This window comes from Pulveribacter suum (assembly GCF_003013695.1).
GTDB lineage: Bacteria > Pseudomonadota > Gammaproteobacteria > Burkholderiales > Burkholderiaceae_C > Melaminivora > Melaminivora suum.
The window spans coordinates 2,398,970-2,422,422 of the sequence record NZ_CP027792.1 but is presented as its reverse complement, the minus strand read 5'-3'; the positions used below and the strand labels follow the sequence as shown (position 1 = coordinate 2,422,422).

General features: G+C 69.4%; 19 protein-coding genes. 8 read left to right on the top strand and 11 right to left on the bottom strand.

What is annotated here, in order from left to right:
• Window positions 1–20 precede the first annotated feature (20 nt).
• The 6 genes from C7H73_RS11140 to putA form a co-directional block, all read right to left on the bottom strand.
• On the bottom strand, window positions 21–1,493 hold the full coding sequence (locus tag C7H73_RS11140) for an ATP-binding protein (RefSeq protein ID WP_227001328.1): 1,473 nt from the start codon (window positions 1,491–1,493) through the stop codon (window positions 21–23).
• Window positions 1,490–2,170: a response regulator gene (locus tag C7H73_RS11135; protein ID WP_106846712.1), complete on the bottom strand. Its 681-nt coding sequence runs from the start codon at window positions 2,168–2,170 to the stop codon at window positions 1,490–1,492. The genes C7H73_RS11140 and C7H73_RS11135 overlap by 4 nt, the downstream gene beginning before the upstream one ends.
• An 803-nt stretch (window positions 2,171–2,973) precedes the next feature.
• Window positions 2,974–6,156 carry a tetrathionate reductase subunit A gene (locus tag C7H73_RS11130; RefSeq protein WP_106846711.1) on the bottom strand — a complete coding sequence of 1,061 codons (3,183 nt, stop codon included), beginning with the start codon at window positions 6,154–6,156 and terminating at the stop codon, window positions 2,974–2,976.
• A 114-nt stretch (window positions 6,157–6,270) separates the two neighbouring features.
• Window positions 6,271–7,305 carry an NrfD/PsrC family molybdoenzyme membrane anchor subunit gene (gene nrfD / locus C7H73_RS11125; RefSeq protein WP_106846710.1) on the bottom strand — a complete coding sequence of 345 codons (1,035 nt, stop codon included), beginning with the start codon at window positions 7,303–7,305 and terminating at the stop codon, window positions 6,271–6,273.
• Between the two features lie 20 nt (window positions 7,306–7,325).
• Window positions 7,326–8,123: a sulfate reduction electron transfer complex DsrMKJOP subunit DsrO gene (gene dsrO, locus C7H73_RS11120; RefSeq protein ID WP_106846709.1), complete on the bottom strand. Its 798-nt coding sequence runs from the start codon at window positions 8,121–8,123 to the stop codon at window positions 7,326–7,328.
• Window positions 8,124–8,434: 311 nt separating this feature from the next.
• Window positions 8,435–12,202, bottom strand: coding sequence for a trifunctional transcriptional regulator/proline dehydrogenase/L-glutamate gamma-semialdehyde dehydrogenase (putA, locus tag C7H73_RS11115; RefSeq protein ID WP_106846708.1), 3,768 nt, complete (start codon window positions 12,200–12,202; stop codon window positions 8,435–8,437).
• A gap of 72 nt (window positions 12,203–12,274) precedes the next feature.
• Between putA and C7H73_RS11110 the strand changes: the two genes are divergently transcribed.
• From C7H73_RS11110 to C7H73_RS11080, 7 genes are all read left to right on the top strand, one after another.
• Window positions 12,275–12,754: an Lrp/AsnC ligand binding domain-containing protein gene (locus C7H73_RS11110; protein WP_106846707.1), complete on the top strand. Its 480-nt coding sequence runs from the start codon at window positions 12,275–12,277 to the stop codon at window positions 12,752–12,754.
• A gap of 68 nt (window positions 12,755–12,822) precedes the next feature.
• Window positions 12,823–13,137 (top strand): hypothetical protein, encoded by a 315-nt coding sequence (locus C7H73_RS11105; protein ID WP_106846706.1) that lies wholly within the window; start codon window positions 12,823–12,825, stop codon window positions 13,135–13,137.
• A 327-nt stretch (window positions 13,138–13,464) separates the two neighbouring features.
• Window positions 13,465–15,069, top strand: a complete 1,605-nt coding sequence (locus C7H73_RS11100) for a flavin monoamine oxidase family protein (RefSeq protein WP_227001327.1) — start codon at window positions 13,465–13,467, stop codon at window positions 15,067–15,069.
• Between the two features lie 50 nt (window positions 15,070–15,119).
• Window positions 15,120–15,659 carry a c-type cytochrome gene (locus C7H73_RS11095; protein ID WP_227001326.1) on the top strand — a complete coding sequence of 180 codons (540 nt, stop codon included), beginning with the start codon at window positions 15,120–15,122 and terminating at the stop codon, window positions 15,657–15,659.
• An 89-nt stretch (window positions 15,660–15,748) separates the two neighbouring features.
• The gene (locus C7H73_RS11090) at window positions 15,749–16,297 is read left to right on the top strand and encodes a RidA family protein (protein WP_106846704.1); all 549 of its coding nucleotides are present in this window, start codon (window positions 15,749–15,751) and stop codon (window positions 16,295–16,297) included.
• A gap of 56 nt (window positions 16,298–16,353) precedes the next feature.
• Window positions 16,354–17,817 (top strand): 23S rRNA (uracil(1939)-C(5))-methyltransferase RlmD, encoded by a 1,464-nt coding sequence (gene rlmD, locus C7H73_RS11085; RefSeq protein WP_106846703.1) that lies wholly within the window; start codon window positions 16,354–16,356, stop codon window positions 17,815–17,817.
• Between the two features lie 290 nt (window positions 17,818–18,107).
• Window positions 18,108–19,787: a methyl-accepting chemotaxis protein gene (locus C7H73_RS11080; RefSeq protein ID WP_264371561.1), complete on the top strand. Its 1,680-nt coding sequence runs from the start codon at window positions 18,108–18,110 to the stop codon at window positions 19,785–19,787.
• Window positions 19,788–19,928: 141 nt separating this feature from the next.
• On the opposite strand, the gene C7H73_RS11075 is transcribed toward C7H73_RS11080, so the two are convergent.
• Both C7H73_RS11075 and C7H73_RS11070 read right to left on the bottom strand, forming a co-directional pair.
• Window positions 19,929–20,342 (bottom strand): hypothetical protein, encoded by a 414-nt coding sequence (locus C7H73_RS11075; protein ID WP_106846701.1) that lies wholly within the window; start codon window positions 20,340–20,342, stop codon window positions 19,929–19,931.
• Between the two features lie 94 nt (window positions 20,343–20,436).
• Window positions 20,437–21,132, bottom strand: a complete 696-nt coding sequence (locus C7H73_RS11070) for a Bax inhibitor-1/YccA family protein (protein ID WP_106846700.1) — start codon at window positions 21,130–21,132, stop codon at window positions 20,437–20,439.
• Window positions 21,133–21,345: 213 nt separating this feature from the next.
• Between C7H73_RS11070 and C7H73_RS11065 the strand changes: the two genes are divergently transcribed.
• Window positions 21,346–21,753: a heme-binding protein gene (locus C7H73_RS11065; RefSeq protein WP_106846699.1), complete on the top strand. Its 408-nt coding sequence runs from the start codon at window positions 21,346–21,348 to the stop codon at window positions 21,751–21,753.
• Window positions 21,754–21,971: 218 nt separating this feature from the next.
• Here the strand turns inward: C7H73_RS11065 and hemP are convergent, their stop codons facing one another.
• The 3 genes from hemP to C7H73_RS11050 form a co-directional block, all read right to left on the bottom strand.
• Complete coding sequence (gene hemP, locus C7H73_RS11060; RefSeq protein WP_106846698.1) at window positions 21,972–22,169, bottom strand: hemin uptake protein HemP; 198 nt, start codon at window positions 22,167–22,169, stop codon at window positions 21,972–21,974.
• A gap of 123 nt (window positions 22,170–22,292) precedes the next feature.
• The gene (locus C7H73_RS11055) at window positions 22,293–22,703 is read right to left on the bottom strand and encodes an ExbD/TolR family protein (protein ID WP_106846697.1); all 411 of its coding nucleotides are present in this window, start codon (window positions 22,701–22,703) and stop codon (window positions 22,293–22,295) included.
• Window positions 22,704–22,709: 6 nt separating this feature from the next.
• Complete coding sequence (locus C7H73_RS11050) at window positions 22,710–23,429, bottom strand: MotA/TolQ/ExbB proton channel family protein (RefSeq protein WP_106846696.1); 720 nt, start codon at window positions 23,427–23,429, stop codon at window positions 22,710–22,712.
• Window positions 23,430–23,453: the final 24 nt, after the last annotated feature.

Below are 23,453 nucleotides of genomic sequence, written 5' to 3'. Positions count from 1 at the left end.
GGGTGTCTCCTTTGGCGTCGTCAGCCGGCCGGCTGCAGCGGCCAGCGCAGGCGCGCGATCAGGCCGGGGTGGGTGGGCGCCAGCTGCAGCGTGCCGCCGCCGCTTTCGGCAATGCGCCGCGCGATGGTCAGGCCCAGGCCGCTACCGGTGCTGCTGGTGGCGCCCTTGCGCCAAAAGCGCTGCGTGGCCAGCACGCATTCTTCCTCGGTCAGGCCGGGGCCGTGGTCGCGCAGGGTGATCTCGGCACAGCCCGGCGCATCGCCCCCGGCCCCGGGCAGCAGGGCCAGCGTGCACTCCACCGGCCCGTCGCCGGCGTGGTGGCGCAAAGCGTTGTCCAGCAGGTCGCCGATGGCGCTGGCCAGCAGCGCGGCGGGCACGGCGATGTGCCCGCGCTGCCAGGCGGCGTCGTGCGCGGGCGGCTGGCAGCGCACATCGACGGCCGGGGCGCTGCCGCGCTCGTGCTGCGCGCGCTGGCGCGACTGCTGCACGGCCCGCTCCAGCGCCTGGGCGATGGCCGCCGCCGGCGTGGCGTGCGCGCCCTCGGGCGTGGCCGCGCCCTCCACGCGGGCCAGCTGCAGCAGCTGCTCCAGCGTGCCGTGCATGTGGGCGATGCCCTGCAGCGCCGCGCCCAGGGCTTCGTGGGCGATGGCGTCGCGCCCCGGCGTGGCCAGCGCCATCTGCGCCACCTGCACCTGGGTCTTGATGGCGGTGAGCGGCGTGCGTAGCTCGTGCGCGGCGTCGGCCGTCCAGCGGCGCTCGTGCTCGATGGCGCTGCGCGCGCGCGCCAGCAGCGCGTTCAGGCTGGCCACCAGGGGCGCGAGCTCGCGCACGTCCTGGCCGGCGCGCACGGGCTCGGTGGCCTGGGGCTGGCGCTGGCGCAGCTCGTGCTGCAGCTGTGCCAGCGGGCGCAGGCAGCGCGTGACCAGCAGCCACACCAGCAGCCACACGCCGGCCAGCGCCACGGCAAAGGTCAGCATCAGCGAGCGCATGGCCGAGCGCGCCAGCTGCGCGCGCAGGTCCAACCGGTCGGAGGTGGCCACGCGCAGCTCGCCGTCTTGCAGTACATAGGTGCGCCAGGTCTTGCCGCCCTTGGTGATGGTGCCAAAGCCCGGCGCGCCCAGCGTGGAATGCGCGGGCGCGTCGCCAGTGCGGGCAATCGGCAGCACCTCGACCTCGCTGCGCACCAGGCTGACCTCGCAGGCCACGCCGTCGCGGGCGATGACGGAATGCAGCTGCTGCTGCAGGGCCGCCTCGTCAGGGGAGGGGGCCGGCACGGGCGCCGGCTGGAACTGGTGCACGATGCTGGCCACCATGCGGGCCGAGGCCACCAGGCGCTCGTCCAGCATGGCCTCCAGCTCGCCCTGCAGCACGCCCACGCGCCACCAGCCCACGACGGCCCACAGCAGGCAGGTGGCCAGCGCCAGGCCCAGCACCAGGCGGCGGCGCAGGCTTTTCATGCGTGGGGCGGGGCTGTCGTGGCTGCTGCTGCTCATGGGGCGGTGGGGCCGCAGTGCGCGCCCAGGCGAAAGCCCTGGCCGCGCACGGTGTCGATGACTTCGGCGCCCAGCTTGCGGCGCAGGTGGTGCACGTGCACGTTGACGGTGTTGCTGCCCACGTCGCCCTCCAGCCCGTACAGGCTGTCGTGCAGCTGCGCGGTGCTGAGCACGCGCCCGCCGGCCTGCACCAGCGCGGCCAGCAGCGCCCATTCGCGCCGGGGCAGCTCCACCGGTTCGCCGCGCAGGTACACGGCGGCAGCGGCCAGGTCGATCTCGCAGTCGGGGCCGAGCGGCACGCGGTCGCTGGCGCGCCCGCTGGCGCGGCGCACCAGGGCCTGCAGGCGCAAGGCGAGCTCGGGCAGGTCGAAGGGTTTGGTCAGGTAGTCGTCCGTGCCTTGCTCGAAGCCGGCGATCTTGTCCTGCAGCGTGCCGCGGGCGGTGAGGATGAGCACGGGCAGGGCCAGGCCGGCGGCGCGCCAGCGGCGCAGCAGGGCCATGCCGTCGCCGTCGGGCAGGCCGAGGTCGAGCACACAGGCGTCGTAGGCGCGGGCGTCCATGTGGGCCTGGGCGGAGGCGGCGGTGGGGGCGATGTCGGCTTGCATGCCGTGCAGGAGGAGGCCGGTGCGGATGCCGCTGGCGACTAGGGGGTTGTCCTCGACGATCAGGAGGTGCATGGGGGAATCATGCCTTTTTGGGGGGCTGGCTTGGGTTGCGGGCTGGTTTGGTTGTTGGTCTATTGCTGGGTTGGGGAGCCGGGACTCGCCCCGGCGGGCGACCTACTTTCTTGTCGCACGACAAGAAAGTAGGCAAAGAAACGTGCCTCCGCAGTCTGCGACCCCTTCGCTGCGCTACGGGGCAAACCTGTGGCGGGGCGCTTGCGGGGTGGGCCGCATAACTCACTGCGCGCTGACGCGCTCCGTTCAAACAAACGCGGCCAGTCAGATTACGAAGGCATGGGCGCTACGACGCCCATGCCCACCCCGCAAGCGCCCCGCCACAGGCGCAGCCTCAAGGGGGTTGAACAGCCACGATACGGGCCATCGCTGCGCTCGGCCCCGTGCGCGCAGGCGCTGAGCGCCGCGAAGGCCAGGCCGAGCGCAGCGATGGCCCGTGTCGGGGCTTCAACCCCCTATGCCCGTACCGAGAAGCGCAGGGCGCGGGGCGGGCAGGTGTGCCGAAGGACACACCTGCTTCGTGGTCTAGCTTGCTGCGTTTGTTTGAACGGAGCTGCGCAGCAGCGCAGTGAGTTACGCAGCACCGCCCTGCGCCCGAGCATCGCAGGCTGCCCCGTAGCGCAGCGAAGGGGATACGGGCATCGGGGGCGCACTTCTTTTGCCTCCTTTTCTTGTGCGAGCAAGAAAAGGAGGTCGCCCGCCGGGGCGAGTCCCGGCTCCCCAACCCAGCAAAACACCAACAATCAAAGCAGCAGGAAAGCTAAGCCAGACAAGCGCAACCAGCTATCAAACAAAGAGCACCATCACACCCTGCGCACCCGCACAGGCAACCCCTGCCTCACCACCGCCCCCGACACCCAGTCAATCCACACGTTGTCCTTCGCCGGCCGCGTCGGGTCCGCAAACCCCAAATCATTCAAATTCACCCCATTGCCATGCTGCGCCTCATGCGCCGTGGCCCGGCCGTCCACGACATGCGCCACCGCCCCCAGCTGCTTGTGCCCATAGCCATACTCGATGGCCACCGCCCCCGCCGCAATGCCGCTGCGCACCAGCGCCACCCCCCGCACGCTGGCACCAGGCGTGGTGACCTCGATGGCGTCGCCGTTGCCAATGCCCAAACGCGCCGCGTCTTCCTTGTTCAGGCTGATGGGGTTGTGCGGGTGCACCTGGCGCAGGCGCGCGGCGGCGATCGACATGCTGCTCATCAGGTTGGACTTGTACGAGCTCAACGTCAGCGGCCAGTCCTTTTCGGGAAAGTGCTCGCGCATGCTGGAGCCGTCGGCCAGCCGCGTGGGGAACCACGTGGGGCAGCCCGCGTAGCGCTCGCCGGTCATGGAGTGGCGCATCTTCGCCAGCCCCTCGTGCCAGATCTGCACCGGCACCTTGTGCGCGGCCTTGACGTGCTCGCCCTTCCAGGCTTCTTCCACCTGGTCAAACCGCCCGCCGCGGCTCATGACCATGGCGGTGCGGCGCACTTCCTCGGGCTTCAGGCGCTGCTGCAGCTGCGGCATCCAGCGGGCCAGGCCCGTCAGGGCGATGTCGTCGTCGCTGGCCTCGCCCACGGGCTTGCCGGCCTGCCAGGCGATGTTGCACATGCCGCGCAGATAAAAGTCTTCGGCGCATTCCAGGTCGAGCGGCTTGCCGTCCTTGGTCGCCATGGCGTTCTTGCCGAAGCCAGGCAGCTGCAGCTCGCCGGCCACGGCGAACAGAAAGCTCTCCAGGCTCACCGGGCGGCCCTCGGCGGTCTTGGCCGTGGCCGGGGTGACCACGGGCCAGCGCACGGTGGAGCTCTTGGCGATCACGTCGGCCCAGGGCGCGCCGATGCCCCAGCTCTCGTAGGTCACGGTGTCGGGCACGATGTAGTCGGCCAGGGCCGAGGTCTCGTTGATGAACGGGTCCACCGAGACGAACAGCGGCAGCTTCTTCGGGTCCTTCACCGCCGCGGTTAGGGCGTTGTCAAAACCGCAGATGGCATACACCGGGTTGCTCATGTGGTTGATCCACGCCTTGACCGGGTAGGGGTAGCCCAGCAGCCCGGCGGCCAGCATCTCGCTGCTCATGCCGCCGGGCGCGGGGTACCAGGGCGCGCGGGCCGGGTAGGGGTTCTCGCCCGCTTCCTTCTTGCGCTTGAACTCGCTGGTCTTCTCGTACGGAAAGCGCGTGCGCGACAGAGCCACGCCGGTGGGCTTGACCATGCCCTCGAACTGCGCGAAGTTGTAGCGCGGCCCGGGGCCGAAGGGGCCGAAGGGGCCGGCGTCCAGCACCCAGCCGCCCTTGACGTTCAGGTTGCCCACCAGGTTGTTCAGCATGGCGATCGCGTAGGCGGTGTAGAAGCCCGCGCCGCTCATGGTGCCGCCGTGCGAATTGGCCACGGCCTGCTTGCCGTGGCTGGTGAACTCGCGCGCCAGCGCCTCGATCTCGGCCACCGGCACGCCGCACAGGTCGGAATACTCCTGCAGCGTCATGCGCCGGGCCTCGCCCTGCAGCTTCACGAACGCCGTGCACACGGGCAGGGCGGCGGGCTCTTCGGTGGCGCCGGGCGCGCGGGCAGGGGTAAAGCTGCGCTCGACCAGCAGCTCGGCCGGCTGGGCGGTGGTGTGGGGTGCCAGCGTGCCGTCGGCCAGCTGCACCACGTACACGTCCTCGGCGGGCGTCTTGTCGTCCACCGGGGCGGGCAGCGGCAGGCCGAGGTCGGCGCCGCGCAAGAACTGCCCGTGGCGCGGGTGCTGCGGGTCGTTGACCAGCAGGTGGGTGGCGTTGCTCCAGGCGGCCTCGCCGGCGGCGGCCATGGCGGCGGGGCCGGGTTGGGTCAGAAACTTGGCGTCGTAGCGTTCGTTGTCGATGATCCAGCGGATCAGCGCCATGGCCAGCGCCAGGTCGGTGGCGGGCTTGACGGGCAGCCAGCGGTTGTTGTCGCCCGCGGCGTGGCTGGACGAGGTGGGCAGCAGCGGCGAGACGACCACGTACTTGTAGGCGTTGTCCTCGCGCGAGCGCGCCTCGGCCAGCTCGCGGCCCTGGCGCTGGAAGGGGTTGCCGGCCTGCGCCGGCGCCGTGCCCAGGAACAGCCCGAAGCGCGAATTCTTCCAGTCCGGCTTGCCGTGCGGCATGCCGGGGATGTTGCCCAGGGCCGCAGCCGTGCCCACGCGGTAGCTCTGGCCGCAGTAGGCGCCGTGGTTGGACACGTTCACCGTGCCGAAGGCCGGGCCGGCAAAACGCTTGATGAGCGGCGTGCGGCCTTCGTTGGAGGCGTCGGTGAACAGCAGCTGGTTGGACTTCGGCCCGTACTCGGGGTTGTGCTCATCGATCAGCGTCTTCACGTCGCGGATGGCGCGCAGGCCGTCCACGTGGCCTTCGCCAAACAGGTCGCCGCCGTCGCAGATCTCCTGGACCAGCTGCTCCAGCGAGATGGTCTGCCAGCGGCCCGAGCCGCGCGGGCCCACGCGCTTGAGTGGCGCCAGCACCCGGTGCGCCGCCTTCTGGTGCGCGTGCATGGCCGAGCCGCGCGCGCACGAGGTGGCGCGCCCCTCCAGGCCGTTGTCGCCGCCCAGCTGGGCATAGACCTCGCGCACCGGCGCATCCATGGGCGCGGCGTGGGTGGTGGCCAGCGGGTGGTAGGGGTTGCCGGCGATGCGGATGATCTCGTCCTTCTCGGTGTCCACGCGCACGCGCACGCCGCACTGCGTCCAGCAGCCCAGGCAGCTCGATGGGCTGACCACCTGGCCGGGCTGGGTGGACAGCACGCCCGTCACCGGGTCGATGCGGAATTCGGGCGTGAGCGAGGCGCCGCGCGTGGCGCTGGGCATGACCTTGCCGGAGCTGCCCGTCACCAAGCCGCGGGCGCCCTTGGCGACGACTTCGCCGTAGCCGGCGGCAAACGCCGTCAGCCCGCCGGCCACGGCGCCGCCGCGCAGCAGCATGCGGCGGCGGCTGTTGTCGGGCTGCTGGCCCTTGGGGGCGGTGGGGCGGGGGGTCTTGTCAGTCATGGTGTGTGTCCTTGGGAGCCAGGGGGTGGGCAGCGTTGTTATGCTTTTGATAGCTGCCGGCGCTTGCCTGGCGTGGGTTAAAGGCGGGTTTTGCTTGAAATTGAATGAAGGGCGTCAGGCGGCGAGCGGTGCGCGGCCGGGCCAGCGCTCCAGCGCCCAGCCGGCCAGGGCCACCAGCGCCACGCACAGGCCGGCCACGCCCAGCATGCCCATCAGGCCGTCGCTGCCCAGCGGCATCTGGTACAGGTACAGGCCGGCGCCAAACTTGGGCACGCCCTGCACGCCCATGAACAGCGCCCAGCGAAAGGCCCAGGCGCTGGCCGCCAGGCCCAGGCCCAGCACCAGCGTGTAGCCGGGCTGCTGCAGCCGCCACCGGCCGCGCACCAGCGCCGCCACCACGGCCACGCCGCCGATGGCCGAGGCCACGATGCTCAGGCGCCAGACGGGGAAGTCCCACAGGCGCAGCGCCGCCTTGAACGATGGGTTGCCGCCGGCCAGCCCGGTGGCAGCCCAGGCCAGCGCCACGGCCACCAGGGCGGCGGCCAGCAGCAGGCCCAGGCTGCGCAGCAGCTGCAGTGCGGCCGCGCCGGGGCGCTGCGCGGCGGGCAAAAAGCGCTCCAGCACGAAGGCCGTGCCCACGGTCGCCAGCCAGCCGGTCAGCGCCAGGTTCACGGGCACCCACAGCGTGTTCCACAGCGGGCGGGCGCGGATGACCATCATCTCGGCGCCGGTGTAGGCGGTGATGCTCAGCGCCGACAGCACCAGCGCGCCGGCCAGCAGGCGCATCCAGCCCGGGCGGCCGAGCCACCAGGCGGCGCACATGGCCAGCGCCAGCGTGATGAACACCGGCAGCAGCACGGCGCCCACCGACATCCACGACCACGGCGTGAAGTACGCATAGAAGTGCCAAAAGCGCGCCGGCTGGTGCAGGTCGGCCAGCAGCGACACCGGCGCGGCGACGCTGCTGATGGCCAGCGTCAGCACGGCCGTGGGCAGCAGCCGGGCCAGGCGCGAGTGCGGCGCGCCGAAGGCGCACAGGCTGGTCAGCAGCGCGGCGCCCGTGGCCACGCCGGCCAGGAAGAAGTACTGCACCGCCCAGGGCAGCCAGGCCGCCTCGTAGGCGGGGGTGAGCAGTTCGGTGATCTGCATGGGGTTTTCTCCTTGGCGGCTCAGTGGTCGGACACCAGGCGCACGCTGGCCTGGCCGGCCACGCCATGGACGAACTCGTCGGGCAGGCCGATGTAGAACACGCGCGGCTCGGTCTTCATGTCGGGTTTCAGCACCTTCACGCCCTCGGTGTGCGCGGCCATGCGGCGGTTGATCTCGCTGCCCGGGTCGTTCAGGTCGCCGATCACGCGGGCGCCGCCGACGCAGCTTTCCACGCAGGCGGGCAGCAGGCCCACGTCCAGCCGGTGCTCGCAGAAGGTGCACTTGTCGGCCGTCTGCGTCTCGTGGTTGATGAAGCGCGCGTCATACGGGCAGGCCTGCACGCAATAGCCGCAGCCCACGCAGCGCTCGTTGTCCACCAGCACGATGCCGTCGGTGCGCTGGAAGGTGGCCTGCACGGGGCACACGGGCACGCAGGGCGGCTCCTCGCAGTGGTTGCACAGGCGCGGCAGGCTGACCATGGCGGGCATGGAGCCGTCGGGCTTGTCGATTTCGTATTGCAGCACCGTGGTGCGGAACTGGCCGATGGGCGGCAAGTTTTCCACCGAGCAGCTCACCGTGCAGGCCTGGCAGCCGATGCACTTGCGGATGTCCACCAGCATGCCGAAGCGCTTGCCCTCCATGCCGGGGCGGCGCGGCGGCTGGGTGGTGCCGGGCAAGGTCAGGGCAGCGGCGGGGGCCGCGGCCGCCGTCAGGCCGAAGGCGGTGGCCAGGCCGACCAGGTCCTGCAAGAAGGTGCGCTTGCCCTGCTGCACCGCGGGCGGCGCGCTGGGGCGTGCGGGGGAATGGGTTTCAGGCATGGGAGATACTCTTGTTTCTTTATCGCGTGATTCGATTATTCTTATTCGAAGAGTTTTCCAATTGATGCGGATCAAATGAAAAGGCAATATCGACCGCTTAAATGTTGGGGATATTCAAAATAAAAATTCTTCCATTTTATTATTCATTTATTAAGGCAGTATTAAACGAATGAAGCGGCCAGAAAAAGAAAAGGCGCGGCAGAAGAATCTGCCGCGCCTTTCGCGTTGTGCTGCTCAATGGTGCTACATAGAAGATAGCTGCCTGCGCTTGTCCACAGCCGCCTGGCGGCCGGTTTTCCTTTGAATGGCCTTCACGCCATGGTCATCAGGCTGGCATTGCCGCCGGCAGCCGTGGTATTGATGCTCACGGCACGCTCCAATATCAGGCGCAGCAGCGCGGCCACTGCTTCTTCTTCGCTGCGCACGGCCGCCAGGCCGACCAGGGCGCCGGGGCGCTCGGCCAATTGCATTTGAATGGCCCGCAGGCTTTCGGCGTCGCCATCCTGCAATGCGGCGTCGAAATCCGCAGCCAGAGGGTCGGCCGCCAAAATCATCCGCTCCTGCACTGCGGCGGGCAACCGGGCGCGCAGGGCCACCGCGCTGGCCGGCCACAGGACTTGGCTGCCGGCGGCCAGCACGGTGGCCAGCTGCAGCAGGCGGGCATCGTCGTCCTTGCCCAGGCACAGCACGCGCTCGCGCGGCAGCAGGCGGTAGTCGTTGCGCTCGCCGGTGGGGCCGGGCAGGCGCGCCGACAGGCCGGCGCAGCTGGCCTGGGCCAGCGCGGCGCAGCTGCCTGCCAGGGCGCTGCGGCCCTGCTGCAAGGCCCAGGCCTGCAGCGCGTGCAGCGGCGCCAGCAGCGCGGTCTGCAGGGTGTCGTCCGGCGCCTGGGCGGCGGTGTGGGCCAGGGCGGTGCGGGCGGCGCCCGCCGGGTGGCGCGACAGCAGGCGCAGCAGATACAAAGGCCCGCCGGCCTTGGGGCCGGTGCCCGACAGGCCTTCGCCGCCAAAGGGCTGCACGCCCACCACGGCGCCGACCATGTTGCGGTTCACGTACAGGTTGCCGGCATGCGCCTGGGCGGCCACGCGGGCCACGGTCTCGTCGATGCGCGTGTGCACGCCCTGCGTCAGGCCGTAGCCGGTGGCGTTGATCTGGGCCAGCAGCTGGGGCAGCCCGGCGCGCTCGTAGCGCAGCACGTGCAGCACCGGGCCGAAGACCTCGCGGCCCAGCTGCGACGCGTCCTGCAGCTCGACCAGCGTGGGCGGCACGAAGGTGCCGCGCGCGCGGGCGCCGCTCTCACCCGCCGCCACCTGGTGCACGGCGTGGCCTGCAGCGCGGCGCTCGTCGATGTAGCGGGCGATGCCCTGGCGCGCCTCTTCGTCGATGACCGGGCCGACGTCGGTGGCCAGCACGGTCGGGTCGCCCACGCGCAGCTGCTGCATGGCGCCGCGCAGCATGGCCAGGGTGCGGTCGGCGCAGTCGGCCTGCAGGCACAGCACGCGCAGGGCCGAGCAGCGCTGGCCGGCGCTGTCGAACGCCGAGCTGACCACGTCGGCCACCACCTGCTCGGCCAGGGCGGAGGAGTCCACGATCATGGCGTTTTGCCCGCCTGTCTCGGCGATCAGCGGGATGGGCTGGTCGTGCGGGCCCACGCGCTGCGCCAGCGCACGCTGCAGCAGGCGCGCGACCTCGGTGGAGCCGGTGAACATCACGCCCTGCACGCGCGCGTCGCCCACCAGGCGCGCGCCCACGGTCTCGCCGCGCCCGGGCAGCAGCTGCACGGCGGCGGGCGGCACGCCGGCCTGGTGCAGCAGGCGCACGGCCTCGTGGGCGATGAGCGGCGTCTGCTCGGCCGGCTTGGCCAGCACCACGTTGCCGGCGGCCAGCGCGGCCGCCACCTGGCCCATGAAGATGGCCAGCGGGAAGTTCCAGGGGCTGATGCAGGCCACCGGGCCCAGGGGCTGGTGCGTGGCGTTGTCGAAGGCATCGGCCTGGGCGGCGTAGTAGCGCAGGAAGTCCACGGCCTCGCGCAGCTCGGCCACGGCGTTGGCGGCGGTCTTGCCGGCCTCGCGCATGATGAGCGGCAGCAGGCGCGGCGCGGCGCCCTCCAGCAGATCGGCCGCGCGGCGCAGCAGCTGCGTGCGCGCGGCCGCCGGCGTGGCGGCCCAGGCGGGCTGGAAGGCCTGGGCGGCGGCCAGGGCCGCGTCCACATCGGCGCCCGTGGCCTCGCGCACGGTGCCGACCAGGTCGCCGTGGTCAGCGGGGTTGCGCACGTCCAGAGCTTCGGTCGCTCCTATTTCGATAGCTGCTGGCGCTTGCTGGGCGGGCGCTGGAGGTGCTTTTGACTCGAAATTCTGACTGGACTCGCCCGCCACCAGCGGCGCCGCCAGCACGGGCGCGGCGCGGCTCATCTGCAGCGCCTGCGCCAGGTCTGCCAGCACCGGCGCGCTGGCCAGGTCCAGGCCCGCCGAGTTGGCGCGCGCCGCGCCATACAGGTCGCGCGGCAGGGCGATGCGCGGGTGCGGCAGGCCGGGCGCGCCTTCGGTGCGGGCCAGCGCATCGACCGTGGCAACAGGGTCTTCGATCAGCGACTCGAGCGGCAGCTGCGCGTCGGCCACGCGGTTGACGAACGAGGTGTTGGCGCCGTTTTCCAGCAGCCGGCGCACCAGGTAGGCCAGCAGCGTCTCGTGCGTGCCCACGGGGGCGTAGATGCGGCAGGGGCGCTGGCTCACCACCTGCTCGTACAGCGGCTCGCCCATGCCGTGCAGGCACTGGAACTCGTACTGCCCTGGTGCGTAGCGCTCGGGGCCGGCCAGCTCCCAGATGGTGGCCAGCGTCTGCGCGTTGTGCGTGGCGAACTGGGGATAGACGGCGTCTGGCGCAGCCAGCAGCTTTTGCGCGCAGGCGATGTACGACACGTCGGTGTGCGCCTTGCGCGTGTAGACAGGGTAGTCCGCCAGGCCGTCCACCTGGGCGCGCTTGATCTCGCTGTCCCAGTAAGCGCCCTTGACCAGGCGCACCATCAGCCGGTGGCCGCTCTTGCGCGCCAGATCGACGACGCAGTCGATGACGAACGGGCAGCGCTTTTGGTAGGCCTGGATGACGAAGCCGATGCCGTGAAAGCCTGCGAGCGACGGCTCGTGGCACAGGCGCTCCAGCAGGTCCAGCGACAGCTCCAGCCGGTCGGCCTCTTCGGCGTCGATGTTCAGGCCGATGTCGTACTGCCTGGCCAGCTGCGCCAGCTGCAGCACGCGCGGGTACAGCTCGTCCATCACGCGCTGCCACTGCGCAGTCTGGTAGCGCGGGTGCAGGGCGCTGAGCTTGATGGAGATGCCCGGGCCGGCATACACGCCGCGCCCGCTGCTCGCGCGGCCTATGGCATGCACGGCGTCGATGTAGGACTGCAGGTAGCGCTCGGCGTCCTCGGCCGTGAGTGCCGCCTCGCCCAGCATGTCGTAGGAGTAGCGAAAACCGCGCGATTCCAGCCGGCGCGCGTTGCCCAGGGCCTGCTCAATGGTCTCGCCGGTCACGAACTGCTCGCCCATCATGCGCATGGCGACGTCCACGCCCTTTCGGATCAAAGGCTCGCCGCCGCGCGCCGTCAGGCGGCGCAGCGCGTCCTTCAGGCCCGTCTCGCTGTGCGTGGCCACCAGCCGCCCGGTGATGAGCAGGCCCCAGGTGGCGGCGTTGACGAACAGCGACGGGCTTTGTCCCAGGTGCCGCGTCCAGTCGCTGGCGCCCACCTTGTCGCGGATCAGCGCGTCGCGCGTGGCGGCGTCGGGGATGCGCAAGAGCGCCTCGGCCAGGCACATCAGCGCCACGCCTTCCTGCGACGACAGCGCGAACTGCTGCAGCAGCGCCTGCACCAGGCCGGCGCGCCCGCCCTCGCCCTTGCGCTCGCGCAAGGCCTGCGCCAGCGCCAGGGCGCGGGTCTGTACCGCCTGCTGGAGCGCAGGCGGCAGGCGCGCGGCGGCCAGCAGGGGGGCCAGGGCCTCGGGCTCGGGGCGGCGGGTGGCGGCCGTGATGGCCTGGCGCAGGGCGCTTTCATCCTGCGGACGGGGAAAAAAGGGGGCGGAGGTCATAGCAGCGGATCATCGGGATTTGCCGGATAAATAAATCACCAAAGTGAGCCGCATCCAGCGAATAATTGGCGGATGAAATCCAGTGACGTAGTCAACATTGATCGCACGGACCTGCGAATCCTGCGAATCCTGCAAGGCGACGGCCGCCTGTCCAACCTGAAGCTGGCCGAGGCCGTGGCGCTGTCGCCCACGGCGGTGCTGGCGCGGGTGCAGCGGCTGACGCAAAGCGGCTACATCCTGGGCTACGAGGCGCGGCTGAACCCGCTGCTGCTGGGCGCGGGCATGCTGGTGTTCGTGGAGGTGCTGCTGGACCACACCACCGCCAACGTGTTCGAGCAGTTCAAGGCCGCCGTGCAGGTGCACCCGGAGATCATGGAATGCCACATGGTCGCGGGCGGCTTCGACTACCTGCTCAAGACCCGCTCGGCCGACATGGCGGCCTACCGCCGCTTTGCCGGCGACGTGCTGTGGCAGCTGCCCGGCGTGCGCGAGACGCGCACCTACGCGGTGATGGAGGAAGTCAAGCACACCAGCCAGCTGCACCTGGGCTGACACGGGCCGCACACCGCCAGCGGCAATAATCGCCCCATCATTCCCACGAGAGGACAGGAGGACTCGACATGAACATCCGCAACATCCTTCGCCCGCTGGCCGGGCTGGCGCTGGCCGCTGCCGGCGCCCAGGCCGCCCAGGCCGCCTGCTACATCGTCTATGCCGCCGACAAGCAGGTGGTCTATCGCGCGCAGACCCCGCCGGTGGACATGTCGCGCCAGCTGCACGAGACGCTGCCGCTGCTGGTGCCCGGCGGGGCCATGGTGTTCTCGCTGGACAGCGGCGCCTGCGAGTTCGAGCTCAACCGGCTGCCCGTGGCCGGGTCGGGCCGCGCGTCGCTGATGCCGGCGAGCATGCGCGCGCGCCGTGCCCCGCGCGGCTGAGGTCTCGTCAAGAAATAGGCAAAAGAGGGCTCCAGCCCTTGCGCTGCTTGCGCCAGCAGCTCCTTGATTGATAGCGCAGCGGGCCACGGCACGCCTTCGCTTGCACCCCGGGCTGCGCCCGCCCGGGGCGCTGCCCGGCCCACGGCCGGGCCAGCCACCCGCTCCCTTGTCCTACAAGCCTGCCGGCTGTTTTCCGGTGCGCGCGTGCTGCGTGTGCTTTCAACAATGGGCTCACAGGAAGCCGGGCGGCCGCCGCGCCTTCCTGTCCTGCGGCCCGAGGGCAGCCCAGCGTGGACTGTCGGGTGGTCGCCACCCACAGGAGAGACCATGCCCTTGCAGCCCCCCCCGATGAGCCGCCGCAACCTGCTGTCCATGATCGGCAAGACCGCGGGCGGCGGTCTCATGTATCAGGCGATGGCGTCGCTCGGCCATGCACAGGAATCCAATTACCGCGGCCCGCTCGAGCTGGGCAAGTCCAAACGCGGGGGCACCGTCGTGATCCTCGGCGCCGGGCTGGCGGGCATGACGGCGGCGTACGAGCTGCGAGCGGCGGGCTACGACGTGCAGATCATCGAATACCAGGATCGCGCCGGCGGGCGCAGCTGGTCGCTGCGCGGCGGCGATTCGTTCACCGAGCTGGACGGCACGCGCCAGACCTGCGAGTTCGACAAGGGCCTGTACATCAACCCCGGCCCGTGGCGCGTGCCCTACCACCACTACGCGCTGCTGGACTACTGCAAGCGCTTCGGCGTGCAGCTCGAATCGTTCGTGCAGGTCAACTACAACGCGCTGGTGCATTCCACCAAGGCCTTCGGCGGCAAGCCGCAGCGCTTTCGCCACATCCAGTCCGACGTGCACGGCTATGTGGCCGAACTGCTGTCCAAGGCGACCAACCAGCACGCGCTGGACCAGGCCGTCACGCAGGAAGACCGCGAGCTGCTGCTGGAGGGCCTGAAGGCCTGGGGCGGGCTGGATGCGCAGTACCGCTACCGCGAAGGCACCAACGCCAGCGAGTACCGCGGCTACGACAGCGACCCGGCCGGCGGCCTGATGCCGCTGGCCAAGCCCTCCAAGCCCATCGGCCAGCACGAGCTGCTGCAGTCGCGCCTGTGGTCGCAGATCAACATCGGCCAGCTGTATGAGTTCCAGACCACCATCTTCGAGCCGGTGGGCGGCATGGACATGATCGCCAAGGGCTTCGAGCGCCAGGTGGGCTCGCTGATCCACTTCAACCGCAAGGTCACGAAGATCGAGCAGACCCCGCAGGGCGTGACGGTGAGCTACGTGGACGCGCGCGGCGGCGCCGGCGGCGACGCGGTGCAGCAGGTCAAGGCCGATTGGTGCGTCTGCACCATTCCGCTGTCCATCCTGAGCCAGATCGACATCCAGGTGGGCGATGCCATGAAGGCGGCAATTGCCGCCGTGCCCTATGGCGCCTCGTTCAAGGTGGGCCTGCAGTTCAAGCGGCGCTTCTGGGAAGAAGACGAGCGCATCTTCGGCGGCATCAGCTACACCGACCTGCCGATCGAGCAGATCTCGTATCCGTCCAACAACTTCAACACCCAGGGCCCGGGCGTGCTGTTGGGCGGGTATGCCTTCGACAACACGCACGCCTTCGAATTCACCGCCATGAAGCCCGAGGACCGCATCCGCGCGGCGGTGGAGTTCGGCTCGCAGCTGCACCCGCAGTACAAGAAAGAGTTCCAGAACGGGGTCGCGGTGGGCTGGCACCGCATGCCCTGGATCAACGGCTGCTTCGGCATCTGGTCGGACGAGGCGCGCAAGCAGCACTACCGCAACCTGTGCCAGGTGGACGGGCGCATCGTGCTGGCGGGCGAGCACGCCTCGTACATCCCCGCCTGGCAGGAGGGCGCCGTGCTGTCGGCGCTGGACGCCGTCAAGCGCCTGCACGAACGCGCGCAGGCGGCCTGAAGGGCGCACGCACTCATTCCCGGACACCCCCGAACCGAAGGAACCCGATCATGACGACCCCCCATTTCTGGCTCTCGGCAGGTGCCGCCCTGCTGGTGGCCGCAGCCGCCACCGGCGCAGGCGCGCAGCAGGCCCCGGCCGCCGGCGCATCGGCCGCGGCGCACCCCGCGGGCGAGGCACCCCGCCAGTCGGCCACGCAGCAACCGGGCGCCCGCTCGATGACCAAGCGCGACGCGGCCGACGCCTCCAAGCCCGCGGGCTTCAACCCGCGCTTTTCGCCCAGCAGCGAGCGCTTCGTGCAACAGGGCGGCGAGCGGCTGTACCAATCCATCTGCCAGGGCTGCCACATGCCGCAGGGCGAGGGCGCCAAAGGGGCGGGCTTTTATCCGGCGCTGGCCAAGAACGGGCGCATGGCCTCGGGCGCCTACCCCACCTATGTGGTGCTCAACGGCCTGCACGGCATGCCGCCCTTTGCCCAACGGCTGGATGACCAGCAGGTCGCCGACGTGGTGAATTACGTGCGCACGCATTTCGGTAACAGCTACCAGGATGCGGTCACCCCGCAGGACGTGAAAAAGCAGCGGCCCTGACGCCGCAGCCCGCGCCGGCTGCCGCCCGTCCGCCCGGGCGCGGCGCGCTGGCGTCCCTTCTTCCTGTACTTCCTTTGCTTGGACACGCCATGGCCCCCCTTCTTTCTTCTTCCCGCTCTCGCCTGTGCTGCGCGGCGCTGGCACTGGCCGGCCTGGTCGGCTGCGCCAGCCAGGCACCGGCCACCGAGGTGCTGCGCCACCGCGTGCCCGGTTCGGACTTCCCCATCGCTGCCGCCGTGGAGGTGCCGGCCGGCGCCACCACGGTGTACCTGTCGGGCCAGGTGCCCCCGGTGGTGGACAAGGCGCTGCCCGGCAACGACCCACGCGCCTATGGCGGCGACACGCGCGCGCAGACGCTGGGTGTGCTGCGCAGCATCGAGACGCAGCTCAAGGGCCTGGGCCTCACCATGGGCGACATCGTGAAGATGCAGGTCTTCCTGGTGGCCGACCCGAGAAAGGGCAATGCGATGGACTTCGCCGGTTTCATGGAGGGCTACACCCAGTACTTCGGCACCAGCGCCCAGCCGCGCCTGCCGGTGCGCTCGGCCTTCCAGATCGCCGCGCTGGCCAATCCCGCCTGGCTGGTGGAGATCGAAGTCACTGCGGTGCGCCCGCCCGCACCGGCCGCCCCGCGCTGACCCTGGCGCCCCGGCCGCGGCGGTCGCCAAAAGGGCGCTCTGAGACAATCGCGGGCATGAGCGTCCCCGCAGAAAACCTCCCCGAAACCACCGCATCCCCCGCCTCCGACACGCCCGCGCTGCCGTCCGGCTGGCTGGAGGTCACCTCCATGGACCTGGACGCCCAGGGCGTCGCCCGCCGCCCGGACGGCAAGGTCGTGTTCATCGACGGTGCCTTGCCCACCGAGCTGGTCAGTGCCCGCACCGGCCGCAAGAAAAACAACTGGGAGCAGGCGCAGCTCACCGAAATCCACCGCGAATCCAGCCTGCGCGTGCGCCCGCTGTGTCCGCACTTTGGCCTGCACGAAGGCGCCTGCGGCGGCTGCAAGATGCAGCACCTGGATGCCAGCGCGCAGGTGGCCGTCAAGCAGCGCGTGCTGGAGGACAACCTGTGGCACCTGGGTAAGGTGCGGCCCGAGACCGTGCTGCGTCCTATCGAGGGCCCGGCCTGGGGCTACCGCTGGCGCGCCCGGCTGTCGATGCGCTACGTGGCCAAGAAGGGCTCGGTGCTGGTGGGCTTTCATGAGAGAAAGAGCCGCTACATCGCGGACATGCAGACCTGCAAGATCCTGCCGCCGCACGTGGATGCGCTCTTGATGCCGCTGCGCGGGCTGATCGCCGGCATGGACGCGCAGGGCACCTGCCCACAGATAGAGGTGGCCTGCGGCGACCGCGTCACCGCGCTGGTGCTGCGCCACCTGGAGCCGCTGTCCGAACACGACCTGGCCCGCCTGCGCGCGTTCGCCGCGCTGCACGGCGTGCAGTGGTGGCTGCAGCCCAAGGGGCCGGACACGGTGCATCTGCTGCAGGAGGGCGGCGAGCAGCTGGCCTACGACCTGCCCGACTTCGGCATCACCATGCCGTTCAAGCCGACCGACTTCACGCAGGTCAACCCGCACATCAACCGCGTGCTGGTGGCCCGGGCGCTGCGCCTGCTCGATGTACACAGCGATGAGCGCGTCATCGACTGGTTTTGCGGCCTGGGCAACTTCACGCTGCCGCTGGCCACCCGGGCGCGCGAGGTGCTGGGCATCGAGGGCAGCGAGGCGCTGGTTGCCCGGTCGCGTGAAAATTATGCAAGAAATCAAGCGCAAAGGCCCGCAGGACAAGCGCTGGCAGCTACGAGTTTTGTAGCGCGCAACCTGTTCGAGATGACGCCCCCGCTGCTGATGGCCGACGGCAGCGCCGACAAGTGGCTGGTGGATCCGCCGCGCGAGGGCGCCTTTGCCCTGGCCAAGGCCCTGGCCGATATCCACCAGGCGCGCACCGGCGCCCCAGAGGCGCTGCCGCTGCCGCCGGGCTTCGAGGGCTGGGCGCCGCCGCGGCGCATTGTCTATGTGAGCTGCAGCCCGTCCACCCTGGCGCGCGACGCCGGCCTGCTGGTGCACCAAGCCGGCTACCGCTGCGTGGCTGCGGGGGTGGTGAACATGTTTCCGCACACCGCGCACGTCGAGAGCATGGCCGTGTTCGAACGGCCGTAGCGGCAGCGCGATGGATGCAACAGGCGGAACGGTTGTAAACTTATTTTCTTAAATTTCAATAAGTTACAATCACCTGGAGGCTTCGTCGCGCACGCCGTCTCCGGTGTTTTGTGTCATCCGCGTCATCGCAAGCGGCTGCGGCCTCCTCAAAACCGGCGTTGGCGCGGCCTGTATGGCTTTTGAGTGCGTGTCAGCCGTGGGGGCGGCATGCCTGCAGCGCCGGCCGGCGCACGACCAGGAACTACATAGTGCAGATCGACAACATTCGCGTATTCCACAAGCTTTGGGGCATGTTGTTGGTGCTCATGCTGGCCATGCTGGTCATCTCCGGGTTCCAGCAATACCGCGCCAATTCTTCCATGAGCAAGGCGATCAGCGATGTGATCGCCACCGAGATGCGCATCACCCAGTCCACCCGGTGGCGCGGCGAATCGGAGACCATGGTGAATCTGCTGATGGGTGCGGCGGTCACGTCTGATGCGGTGCTGGCCGAGCAGTTTGACGCCCAGGTCAAGCGCTTCACGGCGTCGGTCACTAGCGCGCAGGATGCCATCGTGGCGCAGACGACCGATGCGCAGGAAAAGGCCGTGCTGGAGCAGGTGCTGGCCGAATACCGCGCGGTGCAGGCGGCCACGACCCGAACCTGGGAGCTCAAGGGTGCTGGCGACGTGGTGGAGACGCAGCGGTTCGCCGACGAGCAGCTCTCGCCGCAGGTGGACAAGTTCTTGCGCGCCCAGGATGCCTTCGTCGCCGCGCTGCAGCAGCGGCGCGACGCGGTAGTGGCCGAAGCGGGAGAGCGCCGTGCGCGCTATGCCGTCGAGGGCCTCATCGCATCAGGCGTGCTGATGGGCGCTTTCTTGCTGCTGGCGGCGCGGCTGGTGCGCTCGATCACGGTACCCCTGGGCCAGGCCGGGGACGTCATCGACGCCATCGCCGCCGGCAAGCTCACCCACGAGCTGCACTCGACACGAAAGGATGAGTTCGGCGCGATGCTGCGTGCCCTGGCGCAGATGAGCCAGCGGCTGCGCAGCGTGGTGAGCGACGTGCGCGCGGGCGTGGAATCGGTCTCCAGCGCCTCCAACCAGATCGCCAGCGGCAACCACGACCTGTCCAGCCGCACGGAGCAAACGGCGGCCAGCCTGCAGCAGGCGGCTGCGAGCATGGAGCAGCTCACCGCCACGGTGTCGCAGTCGGCACAGACGGCGCACCAGGCCAACCAGCTGGCAGCGCAGGCCGCCCAGGCGGCCGAGCAAGGCGGCACGGTGGTCGGCCAGGTCGTCACGAGCATGGAGCAGATCACGGCCTCCAGCCGCAAGATCGGCGACATCATCCAGGTCATCGACGGCATCGCCTTCCAGACCAACATCCTGGCACTGAACGCGGCCGTGGAGGCTGCGCGCGCTGGTGAACAGGGCCGCGGCTTCGCCGTGGTGGCGGGCGAAGTGCGCAACCTCGCGCAGCGCAGTGCCGAGGCCGCCAAGGAGATCAAGGGCCTGATCATGGCGAGCGTGTCCAACGTGGAGACAGGCTCGGTCCAGGTGGAGCAGGCGGGCCGCAGCATGCAGGAGATCGTGCGCAGCGTGCGCCAGGTCAGCGACCTGATCGGCGAGATCACCGCGTCCAGCGCCGAGCAGCGCGACGGCATTGCGCAGATCAACCAGGCGGTCACGAACCTGGACCAGATGACGCAGCAAAACGCGGCATTGGTCGAGCAGTCCAGCGCCGCTGCCGCGGCCATGCGCGACCAGGCGCAGCACCTGGCGCAGGTGGTGTCCGTCTTCGAGGTGGGCGCGGCCAGCGCGGCGCCTGCTGTATCGCAGCCCCTGGCGCCCATGCGTGCGACCACGCCCAGATCTGCTGTGGCAGCGTCCCCACGCCCAAACACCACTGTTGCAGCGCCGCGGCCCCTGCCGGCGTTGACCAGCCGCCCGAGCGGCGCAGCCTCCGAGAGTGACTGGGAGAGCTTCTAAAGGCGTGGCGCCACGCGGCCAACGACGCGAAGCCTCGCCCCAAGCCCTGTGGGGAGGCAAGTCTGAAAAGCGTGACTGCGAGGCGACTGCAAAGCGACTGCAAGGTGCGCGGGGCGCGCCACGGTCGCCGGCCTTGATGCTTTAACTGCGGCCGTTGCGTGTGTTTTTGCTGTCAGCCGTGTCGTCGCTGTCGCCGCGTCCTGCGCGGCTCTTGCGGGCGGGCGCCTCGGCGGGCTTTTCCAGCTGCGTGAGCACCGAGGGGGTGCCCTCGAGCTTGTTTTCGCGCATGTACTGGTCCATGTCCTTCCAGCCGGCGAAGACCTGGGCCTTTTGCGCCTTCGGGTTCAAGGTGTAGCAGTCTTCCAGGCCCCGCAGCGCGTGGCGGCAGGCCCCGCCGATGGCCTTGGCCTCGGCGTCGCGCTGCAGCGCGCGCGGGTCGGGCCCCAGGCCGGGAATGTCGCAGCCGGCCAGCACCAGCAGCGCCGCCGTCGCTGACAGAGCGCGAAGGACGGCCCTTGAGGGACGGGAAAGGGAAGGTGAAGAGCGCTGCTGCATGTCCTCTGTATCGGCCAGTTCGCCCCCAAGTTAAGCAGGGCAAAAAAAAGCCCCGCACGGCGCGCGGGGCTGTCGAGGCGAGAGCAGGGCGCTTTCAGTCGCGCTCGCCGCCCATGATGCCCAGCAGGGCCAGCAGGCTCTGGAACACGTTGAACAGGTCCAGGTACAGGGCCAGCGTGGCGCTGATGTAGTTGGTCTCGCCGCCGTCGATGATGCGCTTGATGTCGTACAGCATGAAGGCGCTGAAGATGCCGATGGCTGCCACCGAGATGGCCATCATGCCGGCCGACGAGGCCACGAAGACGTTGATGATGGCGCCCACCATCAGCACCAGCGCGCCCACGAACAGCCATTTGCCCAGGCCCGACAGGTCGCGCTTGATGACCGTGGCCAGGCTGGCCATGACGAAGAACACGCCTGCCGTGCCGGCAAAGGCGGTCATGATCAGCTCGGCACCGTTCGAAAAGCCCAGGATGGCGGCGATCAGGCGCGACAGCATCAGGCCCATGAAGAAGGTGAAGCCCAGCAGCACGGGCACGCCGGCCGCCGAATTCTTGGTCTTCTCGATGGCGAACATGAAGCCGAAGGCACCGCCCAGGAACACGATCAGCCCCATGCCGCCCTGCAGCGAGCGGGTGATGCCGGTGGCCACGCCCAGCCAGGCGCCGGCCACGGTGGGCAGCAGGCTCAGGGCCAGCAGCCAGTAGGTGTTGCGCAGCACGCGGTGGCGCTGTTCCTGCGACAGGGCATAGCCGCCGCTGGTGTCGATGCGTGTGATGCCATTGTTCATGGGGATGTCTCTCCTGCTGTGTATTCAGAGGGCCTGCAAGGTGCAGGCGTTTGGATTCTAGGTGGGGGGGTCGGCAGGCCTTTGCAATACCCGCGCACCATCCCGTACTTTAATGTCGGCATTGTTTCACCCGAACAGGACGCAGTGCCTGCCGCACGGCTGGCTATGCTGGGCAACGTTTGTGTTCATCCTTTTGACCCGTTTGCATTTGCCATGAAAACCTCCCACGTTCTCGAACTCTCCGACATCAAGCAGATTGCCGCCGCCGCCGAGGCCGAGGCGCAGAAGAACCAGTGGGCCGTCACCATCGCCATCGTGGACGACGGCGGCCACCCGCTGCACCTGGCACGCCTGGACGGCGCGGCGCCCGTGTCGGCCCACATTGCCGCAGCCAAGGCGCGCTCGGCTGCGCTGGGCCGCCGCGAGACCAAGGGCTATGAGGACATGATCAACGGCGGGCGCACGGCCTTCCTGTCGGCCCCGGTCATCGACGGCATGCTCGAAGGCGGCGTGCCGATCATGAAGGACGGCCAGTGCCTGGGCGCCGTGGGCGTGAGCGGCGTGAAGGCCAACGAGGACGCGCAGGTGGCCCGCGCCGGTATTGCAGCCCTGGGCCTGTAATCGACCAGCCGGGCTTTCACCCAAAAGAAAATGCCGGCCCACCGTGGGCCGGCATTTTTTTGGCAACAGGGAACTCGCGGGGAGCTGCGGCTTGAGTCCGCAAAAAAATGCCTGGCTACGCGAAAAAGAACAATCTCTTCGTTGGCTGGCAAAAACGACTGGTCTGGCCGAAATGGCCTTCAAGTCGCCCCACGATGAAACACGGTGCGCAGGTGCGGTTATTTGGTCAGGATGAGCTTGCCCAGACGGGTGGCCTGCAGCTGGTACAAGGCGCCGTTGTGCACGATGGTCACGGCCTTGCAGCCCTGCAGCAAGGCGCTGCTGTGGAGGGCGGGACGCTCGCTGGCGGCGACGCCGGCACTGAGTGCGGGGGGCGTGGCGGGCAGGGCAGGCTGGGCGGCAAGGACGGCGTGCATGGGTGCTGGTGGGCGATGCGTTGAAGTTGTTTAATGATAACCATTCTCAACTGATCGTCAAGCAATTCGGGGCGGCTGGGCAGTAAAAAAGTGTTTTCTCGCCCGGCCGTGCGCCGCCAGCGCTTACTTGGCCGGATCGGTGACGAAGCCGATCTTGCGCACGCCGGCGCGCTGCGCGGCAGCCATGGCCTGGGCCACGCGCTCATAGCGCACGTCCTTGTCGCCGCGGATATGCAGGTCCGGCTGCGGCTCCTTGACCGCCTCGGCGCGCAGGCGCGGCTCCAGCTCCTCGTCGGTGACGGTGGTCTCGTTCCAGTGGTACACACCGTCGGCTGTCACCGACAGGCGGATGGTCTGCGGCTTGACGATCTCTTCCTGGTTGGCCGCGCGTGGCAGGTCCACCGGCACGGCGTGCTTCATGACCGGCACGGTGATGATGAAGATGATGAGCAGCACCAGCATGACGTCCACCAGCGGCGTCATGTTGATCTCGTTCATCACCTCGTCGGCGCTGTCCTGGGTTCCAAAAGCCATGGCGCGTCAGCCCTTCTTCATGGGCACGATGCGGGCGCCGTTCTCGGGCGGCAGGCTGACGCGAGCGCCCGTCACGAAGTAGGCATGCAGGTCGTGCGCGAAGCTGCTGAGGCGGTTGAGGATGTGCTTGTTGCCGCGCACCAGCGCGTTGTAGCCCAGCACCGCAGGGATGGCCACGGCCAGGCCCAGGGCGGTCATGATCAGCGCTTCACCGATGGGACCGGCGACCTTGTCGATGGTGGACTGGCCCGACGAGCCGATGGCTAGCAGCGCGTGGTAGATGCCCCAGACCGTGCCGAACAGCCCGATGAAGGGTGCGGTGGAGCCCACCGAGGCCAGGATGGCCAGCCCGGACTGCAGCCGGGCGGTGAATTCGTCGATGCAATTGCGCAGGCAGCGCGTGACCCAGTCGCTCACATCCAGGCTGTCGTGCAGGTGGGCCTGGGTGTTGCGGTGGTGCTGCGTGGCCTCGCGGCCCTCCAGCGCCAGGTAGCGAAAGGGGTTGGACGCGTCGCCCTGCAGCTTGTCCAGCCCGGCGGCGAAGTCCTGGCTGTGCCAGAAGTCGCGGGCCTCGCGGGCGCGCTTCTTGAACTTCACGATGTCCAGCGCCTTGATGACGATGACGATCCACGAGGCCAGCGACATGGCCAGCAGCAGCACGGCAGTGGCGCGGGTGACGAAGTCGCCCTGGATCCAGACGTTGGCGATGCCGAATTGCGATTGCATGAAAGAAGACTCCTGGGGTCGGAT

Excerpts from the sequence above, each read along its gene's own strand:
- C7H73_RS11140 (WP_227001328.1), bottom strand. The coding sequence starts at position 1,493 with ATGAGCAGCAGCAGCCACGACAGCCCCGCCCCACGCATGAAAAGCCTG.
- C7H73_RS11135 (WP_106846712.1), bottom strand. The coding sequence starts at position 2,170 with ATGCACCTCCTGATCGTCGAGGACAACCCCCTAGTCGCCAGCGGCATC.
- C7H73_RS11130 (WP_106846711.1), bottom strand. The coding sequence starts at position 6,156 with ATGACTGACAAGACCCCCCGCCCCACCGCCCCCAAGGGCCAGCAGCCC.
- nrfD (WP_106846710.1), bottom strand. The coding sequence starts at position 7,305 with ATGCAGATCACCGAACTGCTCACCCCCGCCTACGAGGCGGCCTGGCTG.
- dsrO (WP_106846709.1), bottom strand. The coding sequence starts at position 8,123 with ATGCCTGAAACCCATTCCCCCGCACGCCCCAGCGCGCCGCCCGCGGTG.
- putA (WP_106846708.1), bottom strand. The coding sequence starts at position 12,202 with ATGACCTCCGCCCCCTTTTTTCCCCGTCCGCAGGATGAAAGCGCCCTG.
- C7H73_RS11110 (WP_106846707.1), top strand. The coding sequence starts at position 12,275 with ATGAAATCCAGTGACGTAGTCAACATTGATCGCACGGACCTGCGAATC.
- C7H73_RS11105 (WP_106846706.1), top strand. The coding sequence starts at position 12,823 with ATGAACATCCGCAACATCCTTCGCCCGCTGGCCGGGCTGGCGCTGGCC.
- C7H73_RS11100 (WP_227001327.1), top strand. The coding sequence starts at position 13,465 with ATGCCCTTGCAGCCCCCCCCGATGAGCCGCCGCAACCTGCTGTCCATG.
- C7H73_RS11095 (WP_227001326.1), top strand. The coding sequence starts at position 15,120 with ATGACGACCCCCCATTTCTGGCTCTCGGCAGGTGCCGCCCTGCTGGTG.
- C7H73_RS11090 (WP_106846704.1), top strand. The coding sequence starts at position 15,749 with ATGGCCCCCCTTCTTTCTTCTTCCCGCTCTCGCCTGTGCTGCGCGGCG.
- rlmD (WP_106846703.1), top strand. The coding sequence starts at position 16,354 with ATGAGCGTCCCCGCAGAAAACCTCCCCGAAACCACCGCATCCCCCGCC.
- C7H73_RS11080 (WP_264371561.1), top strand. The coding sequence starts at position 18,108 with ATGTTGTTGGTGCTCATGCTGGCCATGCTGGTCATCTCCGGGTTCCAG.
- C7H73_RS11075 (WP_106846701.1), bottom strand. The coding sequence starts at position 20,342 with ATGCAGCAGCGCTCTTCACCTTCCCTTTCCCGTCCCTCAAGGGCCGTC.
- C7H73_RS11070 (WP_106846700.1), bottom strand. The coding sequence starts at position 21,132 with ATGAACAATGGCATCACACGCATCGACACCAGCGGCGGCTATGCCCTG.
- C7H73_RS11065 (WP_106846699.1), top strand. The coding sequence starts at position 21,346 with ATGAAAACCTCCCACGTTCTCGAACTCTCCGACATCAAGCAGATTGCC.
- hemP (WP_106846698.1), bottom strand. The coding sequence starts at position 22,169 with ATGCACGCCGTCCTTGCCGCCCAGCCTGCCCTGCCCGCCACGCCCCCC.
- C7H73_RS11055 (WP_106846697.1), bottom strand. The coding sequence starts at position 22,703 with ATGGCTTTTGGAACCCAGGACAGCGCCGACGAGGTGATGAACGAGATC.
- C7H73_RS11050 (WP_106846696.1), bottom strand. The coding sequence starts at position 23,429 with ATGCAATCGCAATTCGGCATCGCCAACGTCTGGATCCAGGGCGACTTC.